The organism is Flavobacterium collinsii (assembly GCF_902804485.1).
In the GTDB taxonomy this organism is placed as follows: Bacteria; Bacteroidota; Bacteroidia; order Flavobacteriales; family Flavobacteriaceae; genus Flavobacterium; species Flavobacterium collinsii.
In genome coordinates this window covers 99,283-118,158 of the sequence record NZ_CADCST010000064.1, presented here as the reverse complement: position 1 = coordinate 118,158, position 18,876 = coordinate 99,283, and the positions used below count along the sequence as shown (strand labels likewise).

The 18,876-nt window shown below is 33.1% G+C and carries 13 protein-coding genes; 9 read left to right on the top strand and 4 right to left on the bottom strand.

The annotated features are described in order from the left end of the window. The first annotated feature begins 1 nt into the window (after position 1). Positions 2–1,411, top strand: coding sequence for an efflux transporter outer membrane subunit (locus FLA105534_RS04720; RefSeq protein WP_173964880.1), 1,410 nt, complete (start codon positions 2–4; stop codon positions 1,409–1,411). 269 nt (positions 1,412–1,680) lie between these two features. On the opposite strand, the gene FLA105534_RS04715 is transcribed toward FLA105534_RS04720, so the two are convergent. The 3 genes from FLA105534_RS04715 to FLA105534_RS04705 form a co-directional block, all read right to left on the bottom strand. Further along, positions 1,681–2,277 carry a hypothetical protein gene (locus FLA105534_RS04715; RefSeq protein ID WP_173964879.1) on the bottom strand — a complete coding sequence of 199 codons (597 nt, stop codon included), beginning with the start codon at positions 2,275–2,277 and terminating at the stop codon, positions 1,681–1,683. Positions 2,278–2,352: 75 nt separating this feature from the next. Then, positions 2,353–3,387 carry a hypothetical protein gene (locus FLA105534_RS04710; protein WP_173964878.1) on the bottom strand — a complete coding sequence of 345 codons (1,035 nt, stop codon included), beginning with the start codon at positions 3,385–3,387 and terminating at the stop codon, positions 2,353–2,355. Between the two features lie 242 nt (positions 3,388–3,629). Beyond that, positions 3,630–4,259 carry a nitroreductase family protein gene (locus FLA105534_RS04705; RefSeq protein ID WP_173964877.1) on the bottom strand — a complete coding sequence of 210 codons (630 nt, stop codon included), beginning with the start codon at positions 4,257–4,259 and terminating at the stop codon, positions 3,630–3,632. Between the two features lie 267 nt (positions 4,260–4,526). Here FLA105534_RS04705 and FLA105534_RS04700 point away from each other — a divergent pair, with 267 nt between their 5' ends. The 4 genes from FLA105534_RS04700 (at position 4,527) to FLA105534_RS04685 (ending at position 8,371) form a co-directional block, all read left to right on the top strand. Next, positions 4,527–5,579 carry a DUF1852 domain-containing protein gene (locus tag FLA105534_RS04700; protein ID WP_173964876.1) on the top strand — a complete coding sequence of 351 codons (1,053 nt, stop codon included), beginning with the start codon at positions 4,527–4,529 and terminating at the stop codon, positions 5,577–5,579. A gap of 30 nt (positions 5,580–5,609) precedes the next feature. Beyond that, complete coding sequence (locus tag FLA105534_RS04695; RefSeq protein ID WP_173964875.1) at positions 5,610–6,641, top strand: methionine synthase; 1,032 nt, start codon at positions 5,610–5,612, stop codon at positions 6,639–6,641. Positions 6,642–6,699: 58 nt separating this feature from the next. Continuing rightward, positions 6,700–7,692, top strand: coding sequence for a bile acid:sodium symporter family protein (locus FLA105534_RS04690; RefSeq protein ID WP_173964874.1), 993 nt, complete (start codon positions 6,700–6,702; stop codon positions 7,690–7,692). A 226-nt stretch (positions 7,693–7,918) separates the two neighbouring features. Then, a complete protein-coding gene (locus FLA105534_RS04685; protein WP_173964873.1) occupies positions 7,919–8,371 on the top strand; it encodes an Lrp/AsnC family transcriptional regulator in 453 nt (150 codons plus the stop codon). Between the two features lie 222 nt (positions 8,372–8,593). On the opposite strand, the gene FLA105534_RS04680 is transcribed toward FLA105534_RS04685, so the two are convergent. Beyond that, the gene (locus tag FLA105534_RS04680; protein ID WP_173964872.1) at positions 8,594–10,489 is read right to left on the bottom strand and encodes a flavin monoamine oxidase family protein; all 1,896 of its coding nucleotides are present in this window, start codon (positions 10,487–10,489) and stop codon (positions 8,594–8,596) included. Positions 10,490–13,157: 2,668 nt separating this feature from the next. Here FLA105534_RS04680 and FLA105534_RS04670 point away from each other — a divergent pair. The 4 genes from FLA105534_RS04670 (at position 13,158) to FLA105534_RS04655 (ending at position 18,855) form a co-directional block, all read left to right on the top strand. Beyond that, the gene (locus tag FLA105534_RS04670) at positions 13,158–15,341 is read left to right on the top strand and encodes a lantibiotic dehydratase family protein (RefSeq protein ID WP_173964870.1); all 2,184 of its coding nucleotides are present in this window, start codon (positions 13,158–13,160) and stop codon (positions 15,339–15,341) included. Continuing rightward, positions 15,338–16,279 carry a thiopeptide-type bacteriocin biosynthesis protein gene (locus FLA105534_RS04665; protein WP_173964869.1) on the top strand — a complete coding sequence of 314 codons (942 nt, stop codon included), beginning with the start codon at positions 15,338–15,340 and terminating at the stop codon, positions 16,277–16,279. The genes FLA105534_RS04670 and FLA105534_RS04665 overlap by 4 nt, the downstream gene beginning before the upstream one ends. Positions 16,280–16,403: 124 nt before the next feature. After that, complete coding sequence (locus FLA105534_RS04660) at positions 16,404–18,464, top strand: erythromycin esterase family protein (RefSeq protein ID WP_173964868.1); 2,061 nt, start codon at positions 16,404–16,406, stop codon at positions 18,462–18,464. A 241-nt stretch (positions 18,465–18,705) separates the two neighbouring features. Further along, on the top strand, positions 18,706–18,855 hold the full coding sequence (locus FLA105534_RS04655) for a class I lanthipeptide (protein ID WP_173964867.1): 150 nt from the start codon (positions 18,706–18,708) through the stop codon (positions 18,853–18,855). The last annotated feature ends 21 nt before the right edge of the window (positions 18,856–18,876 follow it).

The following is an 18,876-nucleotide window of genomic DNA, read 5'->3' as shown; positions in this document are numbered from 1 at the left end:
AATGAAAATACTATATAAAATAGGAATTACTTTGTTTACCGGCTTGATTTTGACGTCATGTGTGGTAGGAAAAAAATATTCCCGTGCAGCATTAAATTCACCTGATAAATACCGCGAAGAAATTGCTGTAACGGGTGATACGGTTTTACTTCCGTGGAAAAGTTATTACAAAGATCCATTACTGGTTGATTTAATTGAAAAAGCCCTCGTTAAAAATAACGAGGTGCTTATCGCAATGAAAAGCATGGAACAGCTGGATTTGAATTATAGGCAGGCAAAATTAGCATTGCTTCCTACACTTGATTTTGATGCAGGAGCAAGTAGAGCTTATCAGTCTAAAAATTCGCTGAATGGTTCCTTAAGTGCCCAATTTACGAGTAAAGATTATTTGGATGATTACAGCGCCAATCTTCGTATGTCCTGGGAAGTTGATATTTGGGGAAAAGCAGCAATGCAAAAAAGAGACGCAAAAGCCACTTATTTTGCTCAGAAAGAAAATCTTTCGGCATTAAAAACCAGAATAATTGTTCAGGTAGCGCAAGCTTATTATAACCTTTTAGGATTAGACGAACAGCTTAAAATTGCTCAGAAAAATATAGAATTGAGCAGTAGCACTTTAAACATGATGAAGTTGCAATACACTGCAGGATCAATAAGTTCTCTGGCAGTAAACCAAAGTGAAGCTCAGAAAAAAACAGCCGAATTATTGGTTCCTTTAGCAAAAGCGAATATTGCAGTTCAGGAAAATGCATTACAGATTTTATGCGGAGAATATCCAAATACTGTAGCACGTGCAGGAAACTTAAATGCATCAGAATTTGAGGTTGAGGTTCCGGCAGGAATTCCAGCTTCACTTTTAAGCAGAAGACCAGATATTAAAGCAAGTGAATATGCTGTAATGTCGGCTTATGCAAAAACTGGATTAGCAAAAGCTACGATGTACCCAACATTAAGTTTGAGTCCGTCGATTGGTGTAAATTCATTTGAGTTTGATACCTGGTTTAATTTTCCGGGATCTGTAACCAAATCGATTGCAGCAAATTTAGTGCAGCCTATATTTAGAAAGAAAGAGTTAAGAACAGCCTATCAGGTTGCACTTTTGGAACAAGAAAAAGCAGCGATTCAATTTAAACAATCTTACATAACTGCGGTTGGTGAAGTAAATGATGCTTTGTCAAAACTAAAATATGCAGATGAGCGTATTACACTTGTAACAGAAAAATCAGCTTCGTTAGAAAAAGCAACTGCAGATGCAGGTCTTTTATACAAAAGCGGAATGGCAAGTTATCTTGAAGTAATTGTAGCGCAAAATAGTTCTTTACAAAACGAACTTGATGTTGTGACTATAAAATTAGAAAAGCTAGATGCAGCAATAAATTTATACCGCGCCTTAGGCGGAGGAGTGCAATAAAAATAATATTCAAGAGTTCATCATCTTTAGATTAATTTGTAGAGATGATGGATTTTTTTGTTATAATAGTATACTCTAAAGAGCATTTAGGATAATTCTGGGTATATTTATACAGAAGAGTTTATTTTACAAATAGGAAAAGATTCTTTTAAGAAGGAAGTATTTTAAATTTATGAGTTTAAAACATAACGACTTACATAACAAATTAACATTGGGAGGCTTGTTGAATCCCGTAAGATAAATTCAGATCGAGACAATTTTAGATATTTTTAATTTTGTAAATCGTTTAAATTTAAAAAATCCAGCACCTTTGGTGAAACTTTCAAATCAGATCGGAACTTTAAAACGCCCTTTATGAAATGTCTTTTTAGTTCTTTTGCATTGCGTATTGAAAACGGAGTGTTGAATGTAATGGCTTTATACATTATTGCGTTTCTGGAGTTATCGAAGTAATACAAACAAATATCATGAGCTGCATCTTCTCCCACCGATAAAACGATATCATAATTTTTCAGATCGGGAGTTGGACATAAAGACTCAAAAGTTAGGGATTCAAGAATTATTTCATCTTTATAATGGTGCAAACCATTTTGATCCACTATTACTTTTGTGATTTTGTTTTTTTGGTGAATAATCATATCCTTTACTACAAAATACACCAAAAAAGATAAAAGAATTACGGATAGTACTGCAGAACAAATTTTAAATTCAACAGATAGTTTAGATTCGATAATAATTATTTCTAAGTTAATTATTCCTAAAACGGTACCTATAAAAATAATTGCCCCTAAAAACTTTACTATAAAAGTTGTTTTCTTTGATTCTAATGACTCTATTTTTGAAAATTCATTATTCTGAAAATCCATTTTTTGTTAGGAGTTAGAAATTAAACATTACAGTTGTTGAAGCGAATTTAAGAAAGATAGATCTAATTTCGACAATTAGTAAAAGCTGTAGGTTATGTTTAGAATTCGATCCTCAAAGTAATGACTCATCTTAGCTGTGTCTGATTTTCTTTGTATTGTTGTGAGAAAGCCTTTTTTATCATAAGTCATCACCAATTCGCTTACTTTTTGCGCACTCCATATATCCTCCATCAGTACCAGATTTTTATTCTTATTATAAGTGTATTTTTCGCTTTGGGGTTCAATGCTGTTTGGAGCATCAGCCAGAGCTGAAAGAAATCCTTCTTTAAATTGGTATAGTTTAGATGGAGTGGTCTTATCGACACAGCCATTATGTAGAAACAAAGCAACAGGGATTCCGTCTAGATAATAATACGTTTTTTTCTGATTACAAGTCTCTTGATTGTCATTCTTCTTTAAAAAATCATAATATTCCGTGCACTCTTCTACTTCAAATCTATTTTCGTTATAATAGCGATAGTGCCATGAAGAAAAAGAGTTTTCTTCGATCATTTTATTTAGAAGGTTTTCATTTGGTAAAGTACCAAGTGTTACTATTTTATCTACACCCGGGTATGATTCTCCTAACCAACCGCTATTTTGTAGTCTATTAGGCATTTCGGAATTCAATGAAAAGAATCGGATTTTATCAATTCTGTTTTTTTCATCGTATTGGTAAGAACTGATCTTTACGATGCCATTATTATAATCAATGCTTGCTTTTTTATCAATCAGCCCTTTTGGATTGTAGTAATTTCTTATATAGAAAGTTGTGTCTCTTTTCTCTTTATTGTGTCGTATGTTAGTTATACTCACGACTTGGCCATCCGGGTTAAAATTGTAAATATAATTTATCCCATTTTCATCATTATTTTTTAGAACAATACTTTTTACCTTATGGTTCTTCATAAAAGAGGAATTGAAAGGAAAGACTGTTTTTGTAAAATAAATTTCTTCCTCAAAAGGCATGACAGTGTAAAAAGGTTTTACCTGTGCTTTACCATTAAAGATGATACAGCAGATAAAAATGCTGGTCAAAAATGAAATAAGTTTGTATTTTGAGTATAACATTTTTTGCGAAATTCAAGAATAGTAACTTTATTTAAGATCTTATTGTTAACAAATGTATTCTATATTTATTTAGCATTAATAGCCCGCTTATAAACTTAACTATATAAAATTTAATTATATAAGAGGAAATTTTATATTTTCAGATGTTTAATATATTCGAACCTAAACTTCTTAGGTCTTTATTTTGTTGAATTTTTAATAGTTAAAAAAACATTGCGCCATGATTTTGTCACCTTACAACATTAATAAACTTTCGTTATCATTTCATTTATAGGCAAGCGAACTTTTTTCATAGTTGCCATGTAGTCTTTTTCCAAATCACGGTATCCTAATGCAAGTATAACTGTGGAATGCAGCCCTTTCTCTTTCAAACCCAAAACGGCATCGATAATAGAAGCATTAAATCCTTCGATAGGAGTGGCATCCACTTTCAATTCTGCTGCAGCAATAAGTGCCGTTCCTAGTGCAATATAAGCCTGTTTGGCAGCCCAAAGTGCTTTTTGCTCTTCGTTGATATCGCTAAAATAGGAATGCAATCCATTTCTAAATCCTGATAAGGCACCAGCATCAAGACCTCTTTGCTTTTCTGTCATCGCTATGTAATTGTCAATGTAAGTCGAAGAAATGTCAGTGAATGCGGCAAAAACCAGCAAATGAGAGCAAGAGTGAATCTGTCCATTATACGAATCAGCACCTAATTTTTTTTGGATTTCCGGATTGCTTACAACAAAGACACGGTAAGATTGCAGACCACAAGAAGATGCTGAAAGATTTATAGCCTCTAAGATCTGATCGACCTTTTCTTCTGTTACTTTAATGTTATTGTAAGCTTTTGTGGCGTAGCGCCATTTTAAAATTTCTATCAAATTCATTGCTATATCTATCTTAATTTTTGGCAAATATAAATGATATTGTTTTCTTTTTCGAGTTTTTGAAGCGCTCTGGGAAACTCCAAATCACTCATCTTAGGTCGCTAAAGAATAATTATCTGTTTCTTTTCATTATTATACATCTTTAAAGATTAATAATCTTTAAAAACACATGTAAAAAGAATGATTAACTGATTTTGTATATAAATAAAAATATTTAATCTTTTATTTTCAAATTTGCAGGGTAAAAAAACTAAATAGTATCATCAGATGAAAGCAAACATACAAGAAGATAGGGGAATAAACGAAAAGCAGGATATTGAAAACACCCAGAATACAATCAGGAATGGTTTTGCATTCACACTAAAGAGCACTTGTTTAGATGAAAATTATCACCCCTCAAGTGAAACGCGGTTGACAACCAATTTTGCAAACCTGGCTAGAGGAGGTAATCGCCAACAAAACTTACGTAATGCATTAAATATGATTAACAATCGATTCAATGCATTGGCTCATCTGGATAATCCAAAAGCGGATCGTTACCTTGTAGAACTTGAAATCATTACAGTAACGATGCGTATTGATGATAAGAATGGTAGTAGCAATCTGCCGTTGATTGAAGTTTTAAAAACGAATATTTTTGACCGCAAGACTAGTCAGCGTATCGAAGGTATTGCCGGAAATAATTTTTCGTCTTATGTTCGTGATTATGATTTCAGTATTTTATTGATCGAGCACAATAGAAATAAACCTAATTTTTGTATTCCTGAAAATTTTGGTGATTTGCACGGAAAACTTTATAAGTGCTTTGTGGGTTCAGCCACTTATAAAGAGCACTTTAAGATGTCACCGATTATTTGTCTAAGTGTATCGAGCAACAAAACTTATACTCGGACTGAGTATCAGCATCCGGTTCTGGGTTTTGAATATTTGCAGGATCAGTATTCTATTACGGATGAATATTTCTCTAAAATGGGCTTGAAGGTTCGTTTTTTCATGCCTTTGAATAGTGTTGCACCAATGGCTTTTTATCATTCAGGAGATCTGCTTGCTGATTATACTGATCTTGGATTAATCAGCTCAATCAGCACGATGGAGACTTTCCAGAAGATTTATCGCCCTGAAATTTACAATGCAAATTCAGTGGCCGGGGAAATCTATCAACCTAGTCTTAAACACGAAGATTATTCATTGACTCGCGTGGATTATGACCGCGAAGAGCGCAGCCAATTGGCTGTTGAACAGGGTAAATATGCAGAAGAGCATTTCATTAAGCCTTACAAAAGTCTCCTGGAACAATGGTCTGCTAATTTTACCCTTTAATTGATTACAACGCATTAAAATTATATTATTATGAAGAAATTATTATTACCTACCTCTATTGTTGGAAGTTTACCAAAACCTGCCTGGCTAGCACCACCCGAAAAACTTTGGTCACCATGGAAATTAGAAGGCGATCAGCTGCTTGAAGGGAAACAAGATGCTTTACGCATTTCTCTGCAGGAGCAGCAATTGGCAGATCTGGATATCATTTGTGACGGCGAGCAAACACGCCAGCATTTTGTAACGACTTTTATCGAGCATTTAAGCGGTGTAGATTTTGAAAACCGTAAAACAGTAAAAATCCGTAACCGTTATGACGCGAGTGTTCCAGTGGTAGTAGGTGAGGTTGCACGTCAAAAAGCAGTTTTTGTTGAAGATGCTAAATTTTTACGTAAACAGACTAATAAGCCTATAAAATGGGCATTGCCAGGCCCGTTGACAATGGTAGATACCTTGTACGACGACCATTATAAAAGCCGGGAAAAATTGGCGTGGGAATTTGCGAAAGCACTCAATGAAGAAGCAAGAGAACTTCAAGACGCAGGGGTAGATATTATCCAGTTTGATGAACCTGCATTTAATGTGTTCTTTGATGAAGTAAACGATTGGGGAATGGCGGCATTAGAAAGAGCCATTGAAGGTTTACATTGTCAAACTGCGGTTCATATTTGCTATGGTTATGGAATACAGGCAAATACTGATTGGAAAAATACATTAGGTTCAGAGTGGCGACAATACGAAGAAATTTTTCCGAAAATTCAAAAATCTAAAATTGATGTGGTGTCTTTAGAATGTCACAATTCCAATGTGCCTTTAAATTTAATGGAACTTGTTCGCGGAAAAAAAGTAATGGTCGGTGCGATTGATGTAGCAACCAATACTATCGAAACACCAGAAGAAGTAGCTGCGACCCTGCGTAAAGCTCTTGAGTTTGTAGATGCCGAAAATCTTTACCCTTCTACAAACTGCGGTATGGCGCCGCTATCTCGAAACATAGCCAGAGGTAAGTTAAATGCTTTAAGCGCAGGAGCAGAAATTATACGCAAAGAACTTGGGATTTAGTCTCAATATATTAATAATGGAGTCCTTGTCTTCACGGAGGAATAATATTTAAAACACATTGAAGAAATTATTAGAAGTATTAAAAAAAGCAGGTTTCGACGGTTTCCTGTTAATGATAGCCACTATGATTCTGATGGCTTATTTTTTGCCACAGCCAGGTATGGTCAAAGAGCCTGTTTCGCTGGAGGAGATTGCCAATGCAGGCGTTTCCTTGATTTTCTTGTTTTATGGCATGCGACTGAGTGTTGAGAAACTAAAAGCAGGACTTTCCAATTGGAAAATGCACATTGTCGTTCAGTTGACAACCTTTTTATTTTTTCCGCTCATCGTTTTGGCATTTCGTCCGTTGTTTGTCAATAACGGCTTCGAGCTGCTTTGGCTGGGTGTATTTTTTCTGGCAGCTTTACCATCTACAGTATCCTCTTCGGTGGTCATGGTTTCCATCGCTAAGGGAAACATTCCCGCAGCCATTTTCAATGCGAGTATTTCCAGTTTGATCGGAGTAGTCGTTACGCCGCTATGGGTTGGGCTGTTTATAGCTTCTGCCACAGGCGATTTTGATGTTACTCATATCGTCATAAAGTTGATTCTTCAAGTCTTGCTGCCTGTTATCATTGGCATAAGCCTCAATTCCCGTTTCGGCGCCATTGCCGAAAAATACAAGAAACAGCTCAAATATTTCGATCAGTCAGTTATTCTAACGATTATTTACACATCGTTTTGCAAGTCATTTTCTGAACATCTTTTTGAAGGCTTCACCGCGCTTGAACTTGCTGGACTCGCTGCAGGGATGATGGCGTTGTTTTTTGCTGTATTCTTTTGCATCGGACTACTTAGCCGCTTGCTTGGTTTTTCAGATGAAGACCTTATTACTGTTTTATTCTGCGGGTCTAAAAAGTCATTGGTACACGGCACCGTTATGTCAAAAGTACTTTTTCAGCACAGTACCATCACCGGCATCGTATTGCTGCCGCTCATGCTTTACCATGCCTTGCAATTGATTGCTGCCAGTATCATCGCTCAGGGTATGGCTCGACGAAAAGAAGTATAATGTTTATTTATGACGTGGCCCTTTATCTTTTTTCGATAAAGGGCACCAAGGATAACGATTCCTGCTATAAAATAATGCCTTTTAGATTTTTATACTGTAAAAATAAAAGCTGCAGTATGTTATGTTTTTAACTTGCCTAAAATAAGATTTTTGTATTGTTTTTGGTTATATTTGAAGAATTTTATTCTGATTTAAAAATAAATAAACCTGTTTAAAGTAATATTCTATGGAGCAGATAGATGAAATTGATCTTCAATTATTAAATATACTTCACGATAATTCTAAATACACTGTAAAAGAGCTTGCTAAAATGGTGAATCTTTCGGCATCGCCTGTTTTTGAGCGGATTAAAAGATTGGAAAACAGCGGATATATTAAAAAATACATTGCCCTGCTTGATGCAGAAAAATTAAATAGAGGTTTCATTGTTTTTTGTAATATCAAACTTAAACAGCACGATCGTAATATCGGCAATCAATTTGTTAGTGATATTATGAAAATAGAAGAAGTTGTGGAATGTTACAATATTTCAGGAGATTACGATTTTTTAATGAAAGTTTCTGCCAAAGATATGAAGCATTATCAGGATTTTGTGTTTAATAAATTAGGATCAGTTGAAAGTATAGGAAGTACCCAAAGTACCTTTGTTATGTCGGAGATAAAAAATATGTATGGATAGTTCCGCGATGGCTTATTTATTTGAAATTCGCCTTAGCTTTTGTGACAGAAAATGTATTGAGTACATTATGTTTAAATTTGATTTAATTCTTTCGTTATTGTAATAAAATATTGATCTATTTTTTTTTTAGTTGTTCTACTGATAATTTCGAATCAAACATATAATAAAAAAAACGACGCAGAATACTTTCCGCGTCGTTCCATTCATTTCTATTTAATTGATTTAGATACCTTCCACCATCAAACGAGTGTCTGGTAAATTTTTCAATGGCTGTATTTTAACCTCTGGTTTTGCCATTCTCGAAATTGCATTTAATGCAGCTGCAATAGCGCCTTCTTGCCAACCAGGAAGGGAGGAAATTTGATCACCAACAATAAAAAAGTTAGCATTGCTCGCATTTTTTGTTTTCGGATCTATAATTCCAGATCCTTGTGCAATAGCGTTAAATTGTTTCGTTGAGTAGTTCGCATCTCCAACGGCTTGCCAATATGCCCAGCCACCCTTGATATTTGGCATATTTTGCCAAGCTATGGCAACACCTTCTTCCAAGCCTTCGGCAAATTTCTTACCGAATTTACTGGCATCATTTCGTGCTTTGGTAAGTCGCTCATCAACGGGTAATTTTCCCCAATCGTGTGCTACTTTATCAAAATTATAAGCGCCTGTTAGCACGCCTTTTTCGTCTTGATACGCCGTAGATGGATACCAAATTTGTTGAATTTCATTGTCTGTCCAAGAGATTCCTCCAAAAATAGGTACAACTCCCACTTCGGATTTTTCAACTCCCATTGTCTTGAGATTTATTGGGCTTCCTTGCCATAAAGATCGATTTGCTTGCCAGCCCACTTTGGAGGTACAGGCTAAAAAACGCGGAACGTATCCGTCTCTTCGCGGTTTATAACCTGGAGCTTGTGTTGGTTCAAATTGTGCCACAAAAACGGCTGTTAATGCATCTTTAAATTCAGGTTCTAGTCCCGATTTTAGGAGATCAGAGTCTAGAATATTTTTCAAAAAAGGCATCGCAAGGTTGCAAACACAATAATCAGCTTCGTAAAAGATCGGTTCTTCTGTTCCAACTTGTCCAACCGAAATGATGTACTTCTTTTTAGTTGAGTCCCATTTTATTTTTTTTACAGGACTATTCAAAAGAATATTTCCTCCCAAAGCTGCCACTTGTTGAGCAAAAGCGTGTTGCACCTGATCCATTCCTCCAACGGGTTGAAATAAAGTAGGTTGCCAAAGAAAATCTGTAGGTTGATAGAATTTTGTGCCTTCCCAAAATTTTGATTCGAGCAATTTATCAAAACTCAAAACATCGGCTACAATTCCAGCCGCAACACCAGGTAAAACTTCATATCCAGCGCGTGTTTTTCCATCCTCGAAGCCAGGTGATCCAGCCGTTGCGCTATAGGTTCCATCTACATCAAGCTCTCCGAAACTGATCATCAAACTTTGTAATTCTTCAACGCGTGTATTAAGATTACTTTCACTAATTCCCACTTGTGAATTGCGAAGTAATTCTTCCGCATTTTTGTATACCATGTGCGCCAACCAACCTCTTGTATTATGATCCAAACGACGGTAAACCATAGGTTCACCTCCAAAACTTTCGTCCTTTTGAACCAAATTAGATTCAGAGTTCATCACATATATTTCAACGTCTACCGAAAAACGTTTTAAGTAAGAAAGGAGTCGTTTGTGACTGCTTGGAATACGACCAGGTCCTGCATTAAGGTAAGGTTCTGAGTCTCCCACTGGGCGTTTAAATCGAACAACTTGTGGTTTTCCAGGTTTTGAATCGAACAAATCACTGTTTGCATCTTCGATGAGTGTATCCCCTGTGCGTAAGCTCATGCAGCGTCCTCCCGTTTTATGAGATGCTTCCAGAATGGTTACTTTTGCACCAGACCCTTGAGCGAGTAGTTCGTACGCGGTGGTAAGTCCCCCAACACCAGACCCGATGATTATAACCTCCTTTCCTTCTAGTTGATTTGGACTAAGTTTAATCGCTTGATTGGTAATCTTGTCTTGCATTTTTGTTGCTTTGGCCAATGCGGCGAATGCAATTGATCTCGGATTGTTTTCTAAAAATTCCTGACGACTTTTGTACTGTCCCATTTTGTATAAATTTTATGTTAAAAAATAAAAAATTTTGATTTCTATGGTATTCGTATTTTCTTTGGGTTAATCTCGAAAACGCTTTCTAACTCTAGATTTTATTTTCTGAAATGAAATTAATGATTGAAAATAAAAAAAATGAAAAAGATGTCGTTAATGAAGGTTTTTCTGTCGTGAATGGATGTTTTTTTGTTGTGAATAAAATTGATTTATCCCTATAAAATAAATTACTTAAGGTTATTGTATGAATGCGGTTTTATAAAGAAGATCAGGTTCTGTGACATCTAAAGCTAAGTTTTATCTTTGCCTTTTTTAAATTTTCAAATTGATGAATACGATAGCTTAGGTTTACATTAAGCTATCGGGATCTTGAAGAGATCATGAAAATGCGTGGAGTTCATGTTGATCACGCTACTATTCAGCGTTGGGTTTATAAGTTTACACCTATTATTGAGTCAGAGATGAAGAAGAGAAAGGGTAAAGTAGGTACAAGTTGGAGATTGGATCAAATTTATATCAAAGTAAAAGGTATTTGATGTTATTTATATCGAGCAGCAGATAAATTAGGCTATACAGTAGACTTTCTTTTGACCAGAAAAAGACAGAGAATGAGTGCTCAGTCTTTACAAGGCCGCCTTATCTTTTTGTGGTAAAAAAGTATCCCTTCCATCTAAGTTTTGCCGCAATTTTGCCACAGAACTTTTGAGTGTTTTTACAAAGATTGAAAACTGTCATAAATGCAAAAAAACCTGCGAATCCTATGATTTGCAGGTTTTACTATGTTTTTTTGTGGGGAGAGCAGGATTCGAACCTTAAGCTTGAAACCCTTGCCTATACTGCATTTGTTATTTTTTTTTAATCACTGTGCCACGATGTTGCCACAAAACTTAGAATGATCAATTTCTGAGAACATTGTCTTGTTTTTAAATGAGCGATGTAATTCTATTTATATCAAAAATAGACAATTACTTTTGATAAATTAAGAACCTTAGTTTTTTTGTGGCAAAAAAGGTATCCCTTCCAGTCTAAACCCTTGCTTATACTGCATTTGTTATTTTTTTAATCACTGTGCCACGATGTTGCCACAAAACTTAAATGATCAATTTCTGAGAACATTGTCTTGTTTTTAAATGAGCGATACAATTCTGTTTGTATCAAAAATAAGCAATTCTGTTTGATAAATGCAGGAAATTAACAACCTTAGTTTTTTTGTGGCAAAGTAAGAGATAATTCCAAATTTATATAACTCAAAATCCACTACGATATTTTGCAAAACCGCCTTAACTTTTTATGACAAAAAAGTTATCCTTTCCAAAATTCCAATTCGGCAAATATGTCGATTATTTAAAATTTCATTATTCGACTTTTGAATGATGTCAGAAGAATTTTTAATAAATCTAGCTCAGAATATAAGCGTAAGAGCGAAAGCCAAATTTAATAGTAATTTGGAATTTGCACCTGCGTGTAATGTTGATGAAACCAGTATCAGGAGAATTTTAAAAGGAAAACAGAACTTTTCTATCAATATCGTTTTAAAAATCTATAACGCATTAGATATTAAAATGTCGGAACTTCTTTGAAAGCCCAAAATGTAACGTTGGCCTACAATACTTTTAGTCACTCTTTATAAAGCTCTCATATACGTAACAAGATTATATATTCTGCTTATTCTTCTAAGAGTTTTAATCAAATAATAAATTTCTCAAATGTGCTGTTCGAAAATCTTCTGACTTCGTACCCACAATCAAAAGCAAACATAAAAAGTCATTCATAACGGAGTGGTTTTTGAGTTTTATCTGCGATATCAACCGATTACAAGTAAACTAAACTTACAATTTTGTAGTGTATTTAGCACGTAATTACTATGCGATTCAAAAATAATCACGATTCGAATTCAATACTCCCAGTCCTCCCTGTATCGGCTATTTCAATACTAAATTCTCCGATTTAGTTAGTCCAGTTATCCGCCCGTGATATAAAAAGTGTACCTCATTTAACCTCTCCCGCCTATACTAGAGTTTCTTCTTTGAAAAACGGAGCGGAACAAGACCAGCTGTTTTAAGCAGGTGCATGGTCTTTATGATTATCTGTACTAAAATTACGGAGCATCAACAGAAGTCTGATTGTTCTTTACTACTGAACCTTTCCCAAATGGAAAAGGTTGTCACAATCATTTTGTGATCTACATTCCTGATAAAAGACTTCATGAGCAGATTGTGACGGATATTCAGGACGAGTAATGTAAAATAAAGCAAAGTATCCTTTTGAGATAAAAAAAACTCAAGGGAATTGTATAATAATTTGTAAAAAAAAAATATTTAACTGCTACATTACTAGTAAGATCAAATAAATTTCATTTTTCTCAAAAGTTTTTGGAAGTATTTTTTATCAATAATTTTGCTGTAAATGCGGAAAACCGTAAAGATTGAATGGTTTAATATCTTAGTTTTGCTGAAAATTGTGTAGTTGTTAACTGTTAAAAAACAGTGATAATCGCAAAAAAAAGGATTTTTTTTTATTTTTTAATTGTAATTGTAATTGTTGTTTTAGAATAGTGACAATAAATAAAAATTAAAAGATTTAAAAATTTTACAATAGTATACAAAAAAAATAGTTCAAATGATTTATTCTAAATTATTATTATCTGGACTTATCATTTAAAATAAAAGTGAATAAAGAAATCAATTACATACCATTTGATAAATACATATTGAGAACGCCCTATCTTACATTTAATGAGGTATGCGATTTAAATATAAATAAAGTAAGGGAATTATGTACTGATTCGTCAGTTTCTGAAGCAATTTATTTAGCATCACCAGAATTACATCAGGAAATGTTGAAATATTTGGGAAGAGACCATGAAGATACTGATGAAAAGTTAGTGCTTTCGCTGTTTAAATATGTAGTAAGGATGGGAACACGCTGTACTCCGTTTGGATTATTTAGTGGATGTTCAGTTGGTAAAATCGAAAATAAAACAAATATAGTTTTAAGTAATGTTGTTGATTATAAAAGAGTTACACGTTTGGATATGAATTATTTATGCGCTCTATCTCAAAAATTAGAGTCCAATAAAGAAATCAGAAAAGAACTTTTATACTTCCCGAATACAAGTTTATATACTATAGGCGATGAAATGAGGTATGTAGAATATCAATATGTCAATACAGATAGAAAACACTATTTAATGTCGATCGATTCCAGTGATTTTATTGATGAAATACTTGAGAAATCAGAGGATGGTATTACGATTAATGAACTAGCTTCTTTTATAGTAGATACAGATATTTCATTGGATGCTGCGACAGATTTTGTACATGAATTAATAGATAGTCAAATATTAATTAGTTCTATTTCTCCTACAGTTACGGGTGGAGATTATTTTGAAGTATTGAGAGATGAAGTGAAGTCAAAACCGATTGCGGACAAGTTTAACGAAATTAAGGAGAAGTTAGATTCATTAGATAATAAGAAAGGGGATAACTTTTTGTTATATAGTGAGATAGAAGAAATAGGTTCGTCATTAAATATTGAAGTAAATAGAAAATACCTTTTTCAAACAGATCTTAATGTAACTTTTAAAGAGAATAGTCTTGATTCTGATATTATTGAAGATATTAAAGATGGAGTAAAGATACTAAACAAAATGGCTTCTAACTTAGAGAATAAGAAACTGGACCATTTTAAAAAGAAATTTCATAAACGATTTGAAGATGAAGAGGTTCCTTTAGGGTTGGTCTTAGATGTAGAAACTGGAATTGGATTTGGAGAGGAGCATGAAAATTCAGATGCTTTTAGTATTTCAAACCTTGTAGACGATATATCAGTAAAAATTCCACCAGCAAGAAAAAAAAGTAATCCAGTAACAAAGGTTGCTACTACAAAATTAAGCAGACTTTTATTGAATAAGATAGTTTCAGGTTTTGATGATAAAGAAAAAATAATAGAATTAAAACAGGAAGATTTTGTCGATTTTGAAGAAAATTGGGATGAGATGCCAAATACTTTTTCGTCTTTGATTAAAATATTTGAAACGGATAAAGCAAAACCACTGATCTATTTCTCAAATTTAGGTGGCACAACAGCTGCTATTTTATTGAGCAGATTTAGCCATGTTGATAAAGATATATACAATTTTATAGAAGAAATATTGATTAAGGAGAAGCAGAAAAATGTAATTTTTGCTGAAATTGTACACTTACCTCAAGCGAGAGTTGGAAATGTATTATCTCGTTCTAATTTGAGGGATTATGAGATACCTTATCTGGCTAAAAGTGCATTGCCTAAAGAAAGACAGCTAAAGGTGTCAGATCTTATGATTTCTCTAAGGAACGGACGCATTGTGCTAAGGTCGAAGACGAAAAACAAAGAAGTTATACCGATTTTATCTAATGCTCATAATTTTGAAGCGGATCCATTACCTATATATAGCTTTTTAGCCGAGATACAAGCTCAAAATTCCAGAGTTTATTTTGGATTTGACTGGGGCGATATTCTAATAAATCAGCCTTATTTACCAAGGGTAATGTATAAAAATATTATTTTTTCATTAGCAACTTGGAACTTCAAAAAAGAAGAATTTTTGAAGTTAAATACAATCGAGCAATTGAAGAAATGGAAAGAAATTAAATGCATTCCGGACAGAATTCAAATAATTGATTTTGACAATAATTTATTTGTTGATTTTAAAAATGAATTGAGCTGTAAAATGTTCTTATCAGTAATTAAAAACAAAGAATTCTTAACTATTAAAGAATATTTATTTAATGAAAAGAAAGCACTTATAAATAAAGAAAAGAAAGCAGTAGAAAATGAATTTATTTTTTCATTTTATAAAGAAATGCTATGAGAGATATTCCGAATGAGCCAATACGATCGTTTATAGTTGGAAGTGAATGGCTGTATTACAATATATATTTAGGTCCCGAAACCTCAGATAAGTTTTTAATTTATGCACTTGCGCCACTGACGCAGATTCTTATTGAGAAAGGTATTATTGATAAATGGTTTTATATACGGTATATGGATGAGAATGGTTTTCATTTAAGAGTGCGCTTTCATTTATGTGATACTAAAAACAATAGTGAAATTATTTTAAGGTTTTGTCACCTGCTTATGCCTTATTTAAAAGAAAGGACGATATCGGATGTTACCATTAACACCTATAAAAGAGAGTTAGAGCGATATGGATTTAATACTATTGAAGAGTTTGAATCATTATTTTTTATAAACAGTCAGCTAATATTAAAATTACTAATCATAACAGAAGACAGTCAGGAGAATAGATGGCTTTATGGAATGAAAGCAATAGATGCTTTTTTAGAAAGTTTCAGTTACAGTTTGCCGCAAAAGAAAGAATTATTGGAATCTTTAAAAGTAAGTTTTGGAAAAGAGTTTGGTGCTGATAAAGAGATCAGGAAGCAATTGAGTAAAAAGTATAGAGATAACAAATATAAAATTGAAGCTGTATTTAATGATGAAAATCCAGAACTAGATGCTTTAATTAAAGTATTTGCAGAAGAAACTAAAGGTTATTTTGAGATAATACTTAAAAAAGTGAAAGCCGATACTTTGGATAAATCTATAATAATAGAAGATTTTCTGGCGAGTTACATACACATGCATTGCAATAGACTTTTTAAATCCAAACAGCGCAAAAATGAATGGGTTTTATATGACTTATTGTATGAATATTATTATAGTAAAATAGCGAGACTAAAGTATTCTTCGAAACAACAACAACAACAACAACAACAACAACAACAAATAGATCTTATCTCATTCTAAATAAATGAAAAAAATATTTTTAGTACTAATTTTTAATGTTTTTTGCTCCATTAGTAACGGGCAAAATTCTAATCTGAAAGTTTTGAATTTGCCCGAGAATCCTACTAAAGAAGATTTTTCCTTTTTGAAAGAAGAGTTAAAAGGGGTACAGGTGTTACTATTAGGAGAGAAAACACATTTTGATGGGAATGTGTTTGAAATGAAAACTAAGATCATTCAATATTTACAAAAGGAACTCGGTTTTAACACCATTGCATTTGAATCCGGAGTTTACGATGTTTGGAAAGCTCAGAATGAAATTAAGAAAGGAGTCAGCGTGCCATTGGCTTTTAAAAATTCTCTATTTCCCATCTGGTCTGGTAAAAAAGAATTCCAAAGTTTTGTTCAATTTTATGATATAAACAAATCGAATTTAAAACTGTTTGGTTTTGATAATCAAATTACTGGAAGATATGGAGACGAAAACTTATTTATTGATCTGTTTGAATATTGCAACAGCAACCAGTTGGAGCTTAAATTAGACAGAGGGGATTTAGAATTGCTAATTGAGTCGATCAATTCATCTTTTGTATTTGATGAAAATGATATTACTTATAGCCAGTATAAATCATCTTTTGAAAATTTATTAAAAGCAATTTCTAAAAAGTCAAAAACAGAACTAACTTTTTATTGGACGCAAATAATAAAAAGTTTGCTGGTATTAGGTGAAAACTGTTATTCTAAAAAGACACTAATTTTAAGCCCTTTTAATACAACTTCTGATGATAACAGCAGAGATAAACAGATGGCTGATAATCTTTTGGAATACATTAAAGAGCATCCGGATGAAAAGATAATTTGCTGGGGGGCAAATCAACATTTTGTCAATAATATGTCTTCTATAAGTACTCCGGTTCTTAAAGATTTTGTTCCTATGGGGACTTATATAAAAAAAGCATTAAAGGAAAGTATGTACAGTTTAGCGGCTGTGACAGCTTATGACTCGATTTTTTTGGGAGGAAAATGGAACAGGACCTTAATAGATAATAAGTCTTTTGAATATTATTTAAGAAGCAAAAATATTCCTCACATGTTTATTTCGTCCAAACAAGAAGAAATGGTAAAACCGCAGTTAAATAGGCTGTTTAGTCCTGAGGTTTTTGTTGAAGCAAGATTAAATTCAATTCATGACGGCTATTTTTATTTTAATAAAGTAAATCGGTCTACTTTGGTTGAAAGTGATGAGAAAGAATTAGATACAGATAAAAATAGTGTTGTAGAAAGTGATAATCGCTTACCGGTTATTGATAATCAAAAACAATGGAACGAAAAGGGGATTGCCTTAAACGAAATTGTTATTCGAGGACGGAAATATCCATATAGCATTGTAAAAAAGGCAATTATAAATAAAAAAAACAATTATGCGTTAAAAGACTTTAATTCAAAATTCATTTCAAGTATTGATGTTAAGGTTAGGGATACCACAATGTTGAACTTTGATTTTATTGCAAAGCAGTATGAACTTGGTTATGATAAGGTAAATCGAAGTTATTATCAGCTAAAGGAGATACGTTGGAATATAAAAAATGGATATGCTCCAAAAAGCTTAAAATCTGATTTTTTTTATATTTATGGTGATAATCCTATAATTTTTGGCAAATACCTGGATGAAAAAAAGTTTAAAAAATTTGTTTTTAAAGAGGATGAGGAGATAACCTATAACGGCAAGGAAGTTTATGTAATTAATTTTTCTACACTTCGAGATCAATATAGTTATACGAACAGAAGTTTTTTGTGTGATTTTTCTGGTACATTGTACATAAATAAAGATGATTATGCCATTGTAAAAGTAATTGAGAAGTGGGAAGTTAAAAAGTACGATAGCCGTTTTGATAAAAGAATAGAGTTACAAGGCTGGCCGAAAAATTATATTCAAAAAGAATCTACATTAGAGATTACAGAAACTGATTTTAAAAAAATAGATGGGCTTTATTATATAAGTGAAGTAAAAAATAAGGTCTATGGCAACATAGTTGACAAAGACAATAGCACTCACCCGTTTCAAATCGTTGTCAATTCATTTTGGAATGATTTTAATGTTCTCAACCCCGAGAAATTTACATACCGTCAAGAGCAAACTTTATTTGAGAAAGCTCAGTATAATAAATCATTTTGGGATAATTATGACTCTCTCAATAAATTATAAGAGATTTTGGGAATAAAGTAATATCTACCAAAGAAATGAAAATTTTAAAGATGAATCTTCATCAATTCGTAGTGGTATAACTTCTAATAATAATCACGCTTGTTGTCGTTGCCTGGAACAAAAATACAGGAACCACTCTCGCAATTAAACTTTCGAATAAATAATAAATCTGCGCAGATTTTAGGGGTTAGCTGAAAATCCTATCTAACAGAGTAAGCAATAAATATAAAGTTATTTTAAAATGAAAAAATTACAATTAAACAAAAAAACAGTTTCAGTATTGGACAAAAAAGAAATGAAAACCGTAAACGGTGGATTTTTATCAATCTTCAGCTGTAGTGCTTCTAATGGAAATAGAGGTTGCTGCCGTCACGAAGAAAGTAATTACTAAATAGTTTTAGCAGGTGCTTGT

Excerpts from the sequence above, each read along its gene's own strand:
- FLA105534_RS04720 (WP_173964880.1), top strand. The coding sequence starts at position 2 with ATGAAAATACTATATAAAATAGGAATTACTTTGTTTACCGGCTTGATT.
- FLA105534_RS04715 (WP_173964879.1), bottom strand. The coding sequence starts at position 2,277 with ATGGATTTTCAGAATAATGAATTTTCAAAAATAGAGTCATTAGAATCA.
- FLA105534_RS04710 (WP_173964878.1), bottom strand. The coding sequence starts at position 3,387 with ATGTTATACTCAAAATACAAACTTATTTCATTTTTGACCAGCATTTTT.
- FLA105534_RS04705 (WP_173964877.1), bottom strand. The coding sequence starts at position 4,259 with ATGAATTTGATAGAAATTTTAAAATGGCGCTACGCCACAAAAGCTTAC.
- FLA105534_RS04700 (WP_173964876.1), top strand. The coding sequence starts at position 4,527 with ATGAAAGCAAACATACAAGAAGATAGGGGAATAAACGAAAAGCAGGAT.
- FLA105534_RS04695 (WP_173964875.1), top strand. The coding sequence starts at position 5,610 with ATGAAGAAATTATTATTACCTACCTCTATTGTTGGAAGTTTACCAAAA.
- FLA105534_RS04685 (WP_173964873.1), top strand. The coding sequence starts at position 7,919 with ATGGAGCAGATAGATGAAATTGATCTTCAATTATTAAATATACTTCAC.
- FLA105534_RS04680 (WP_173964872.1), bottom strand. The coding sequence starts at position 10,489 with ATGGGACAGTACAAAAGTCGTCAGGAATTTTTAGAAAACAATCCGAGA.
- FLA105534_RS04665 (WP_173964869.1), top strand. The coding sequence starts at position 15,338 with ATGAGAGATATTCCGAATGAGCCAATACGATCGTTTATAGTTGGAAGT.
- FLA105534_RS04655 (WP_173964867.1), top strand. The coding sequence starts at position 18,706 with ATGAAAAAATTACAATTAAACAAAAAAACAGTTTCAGTATTGGACAAA.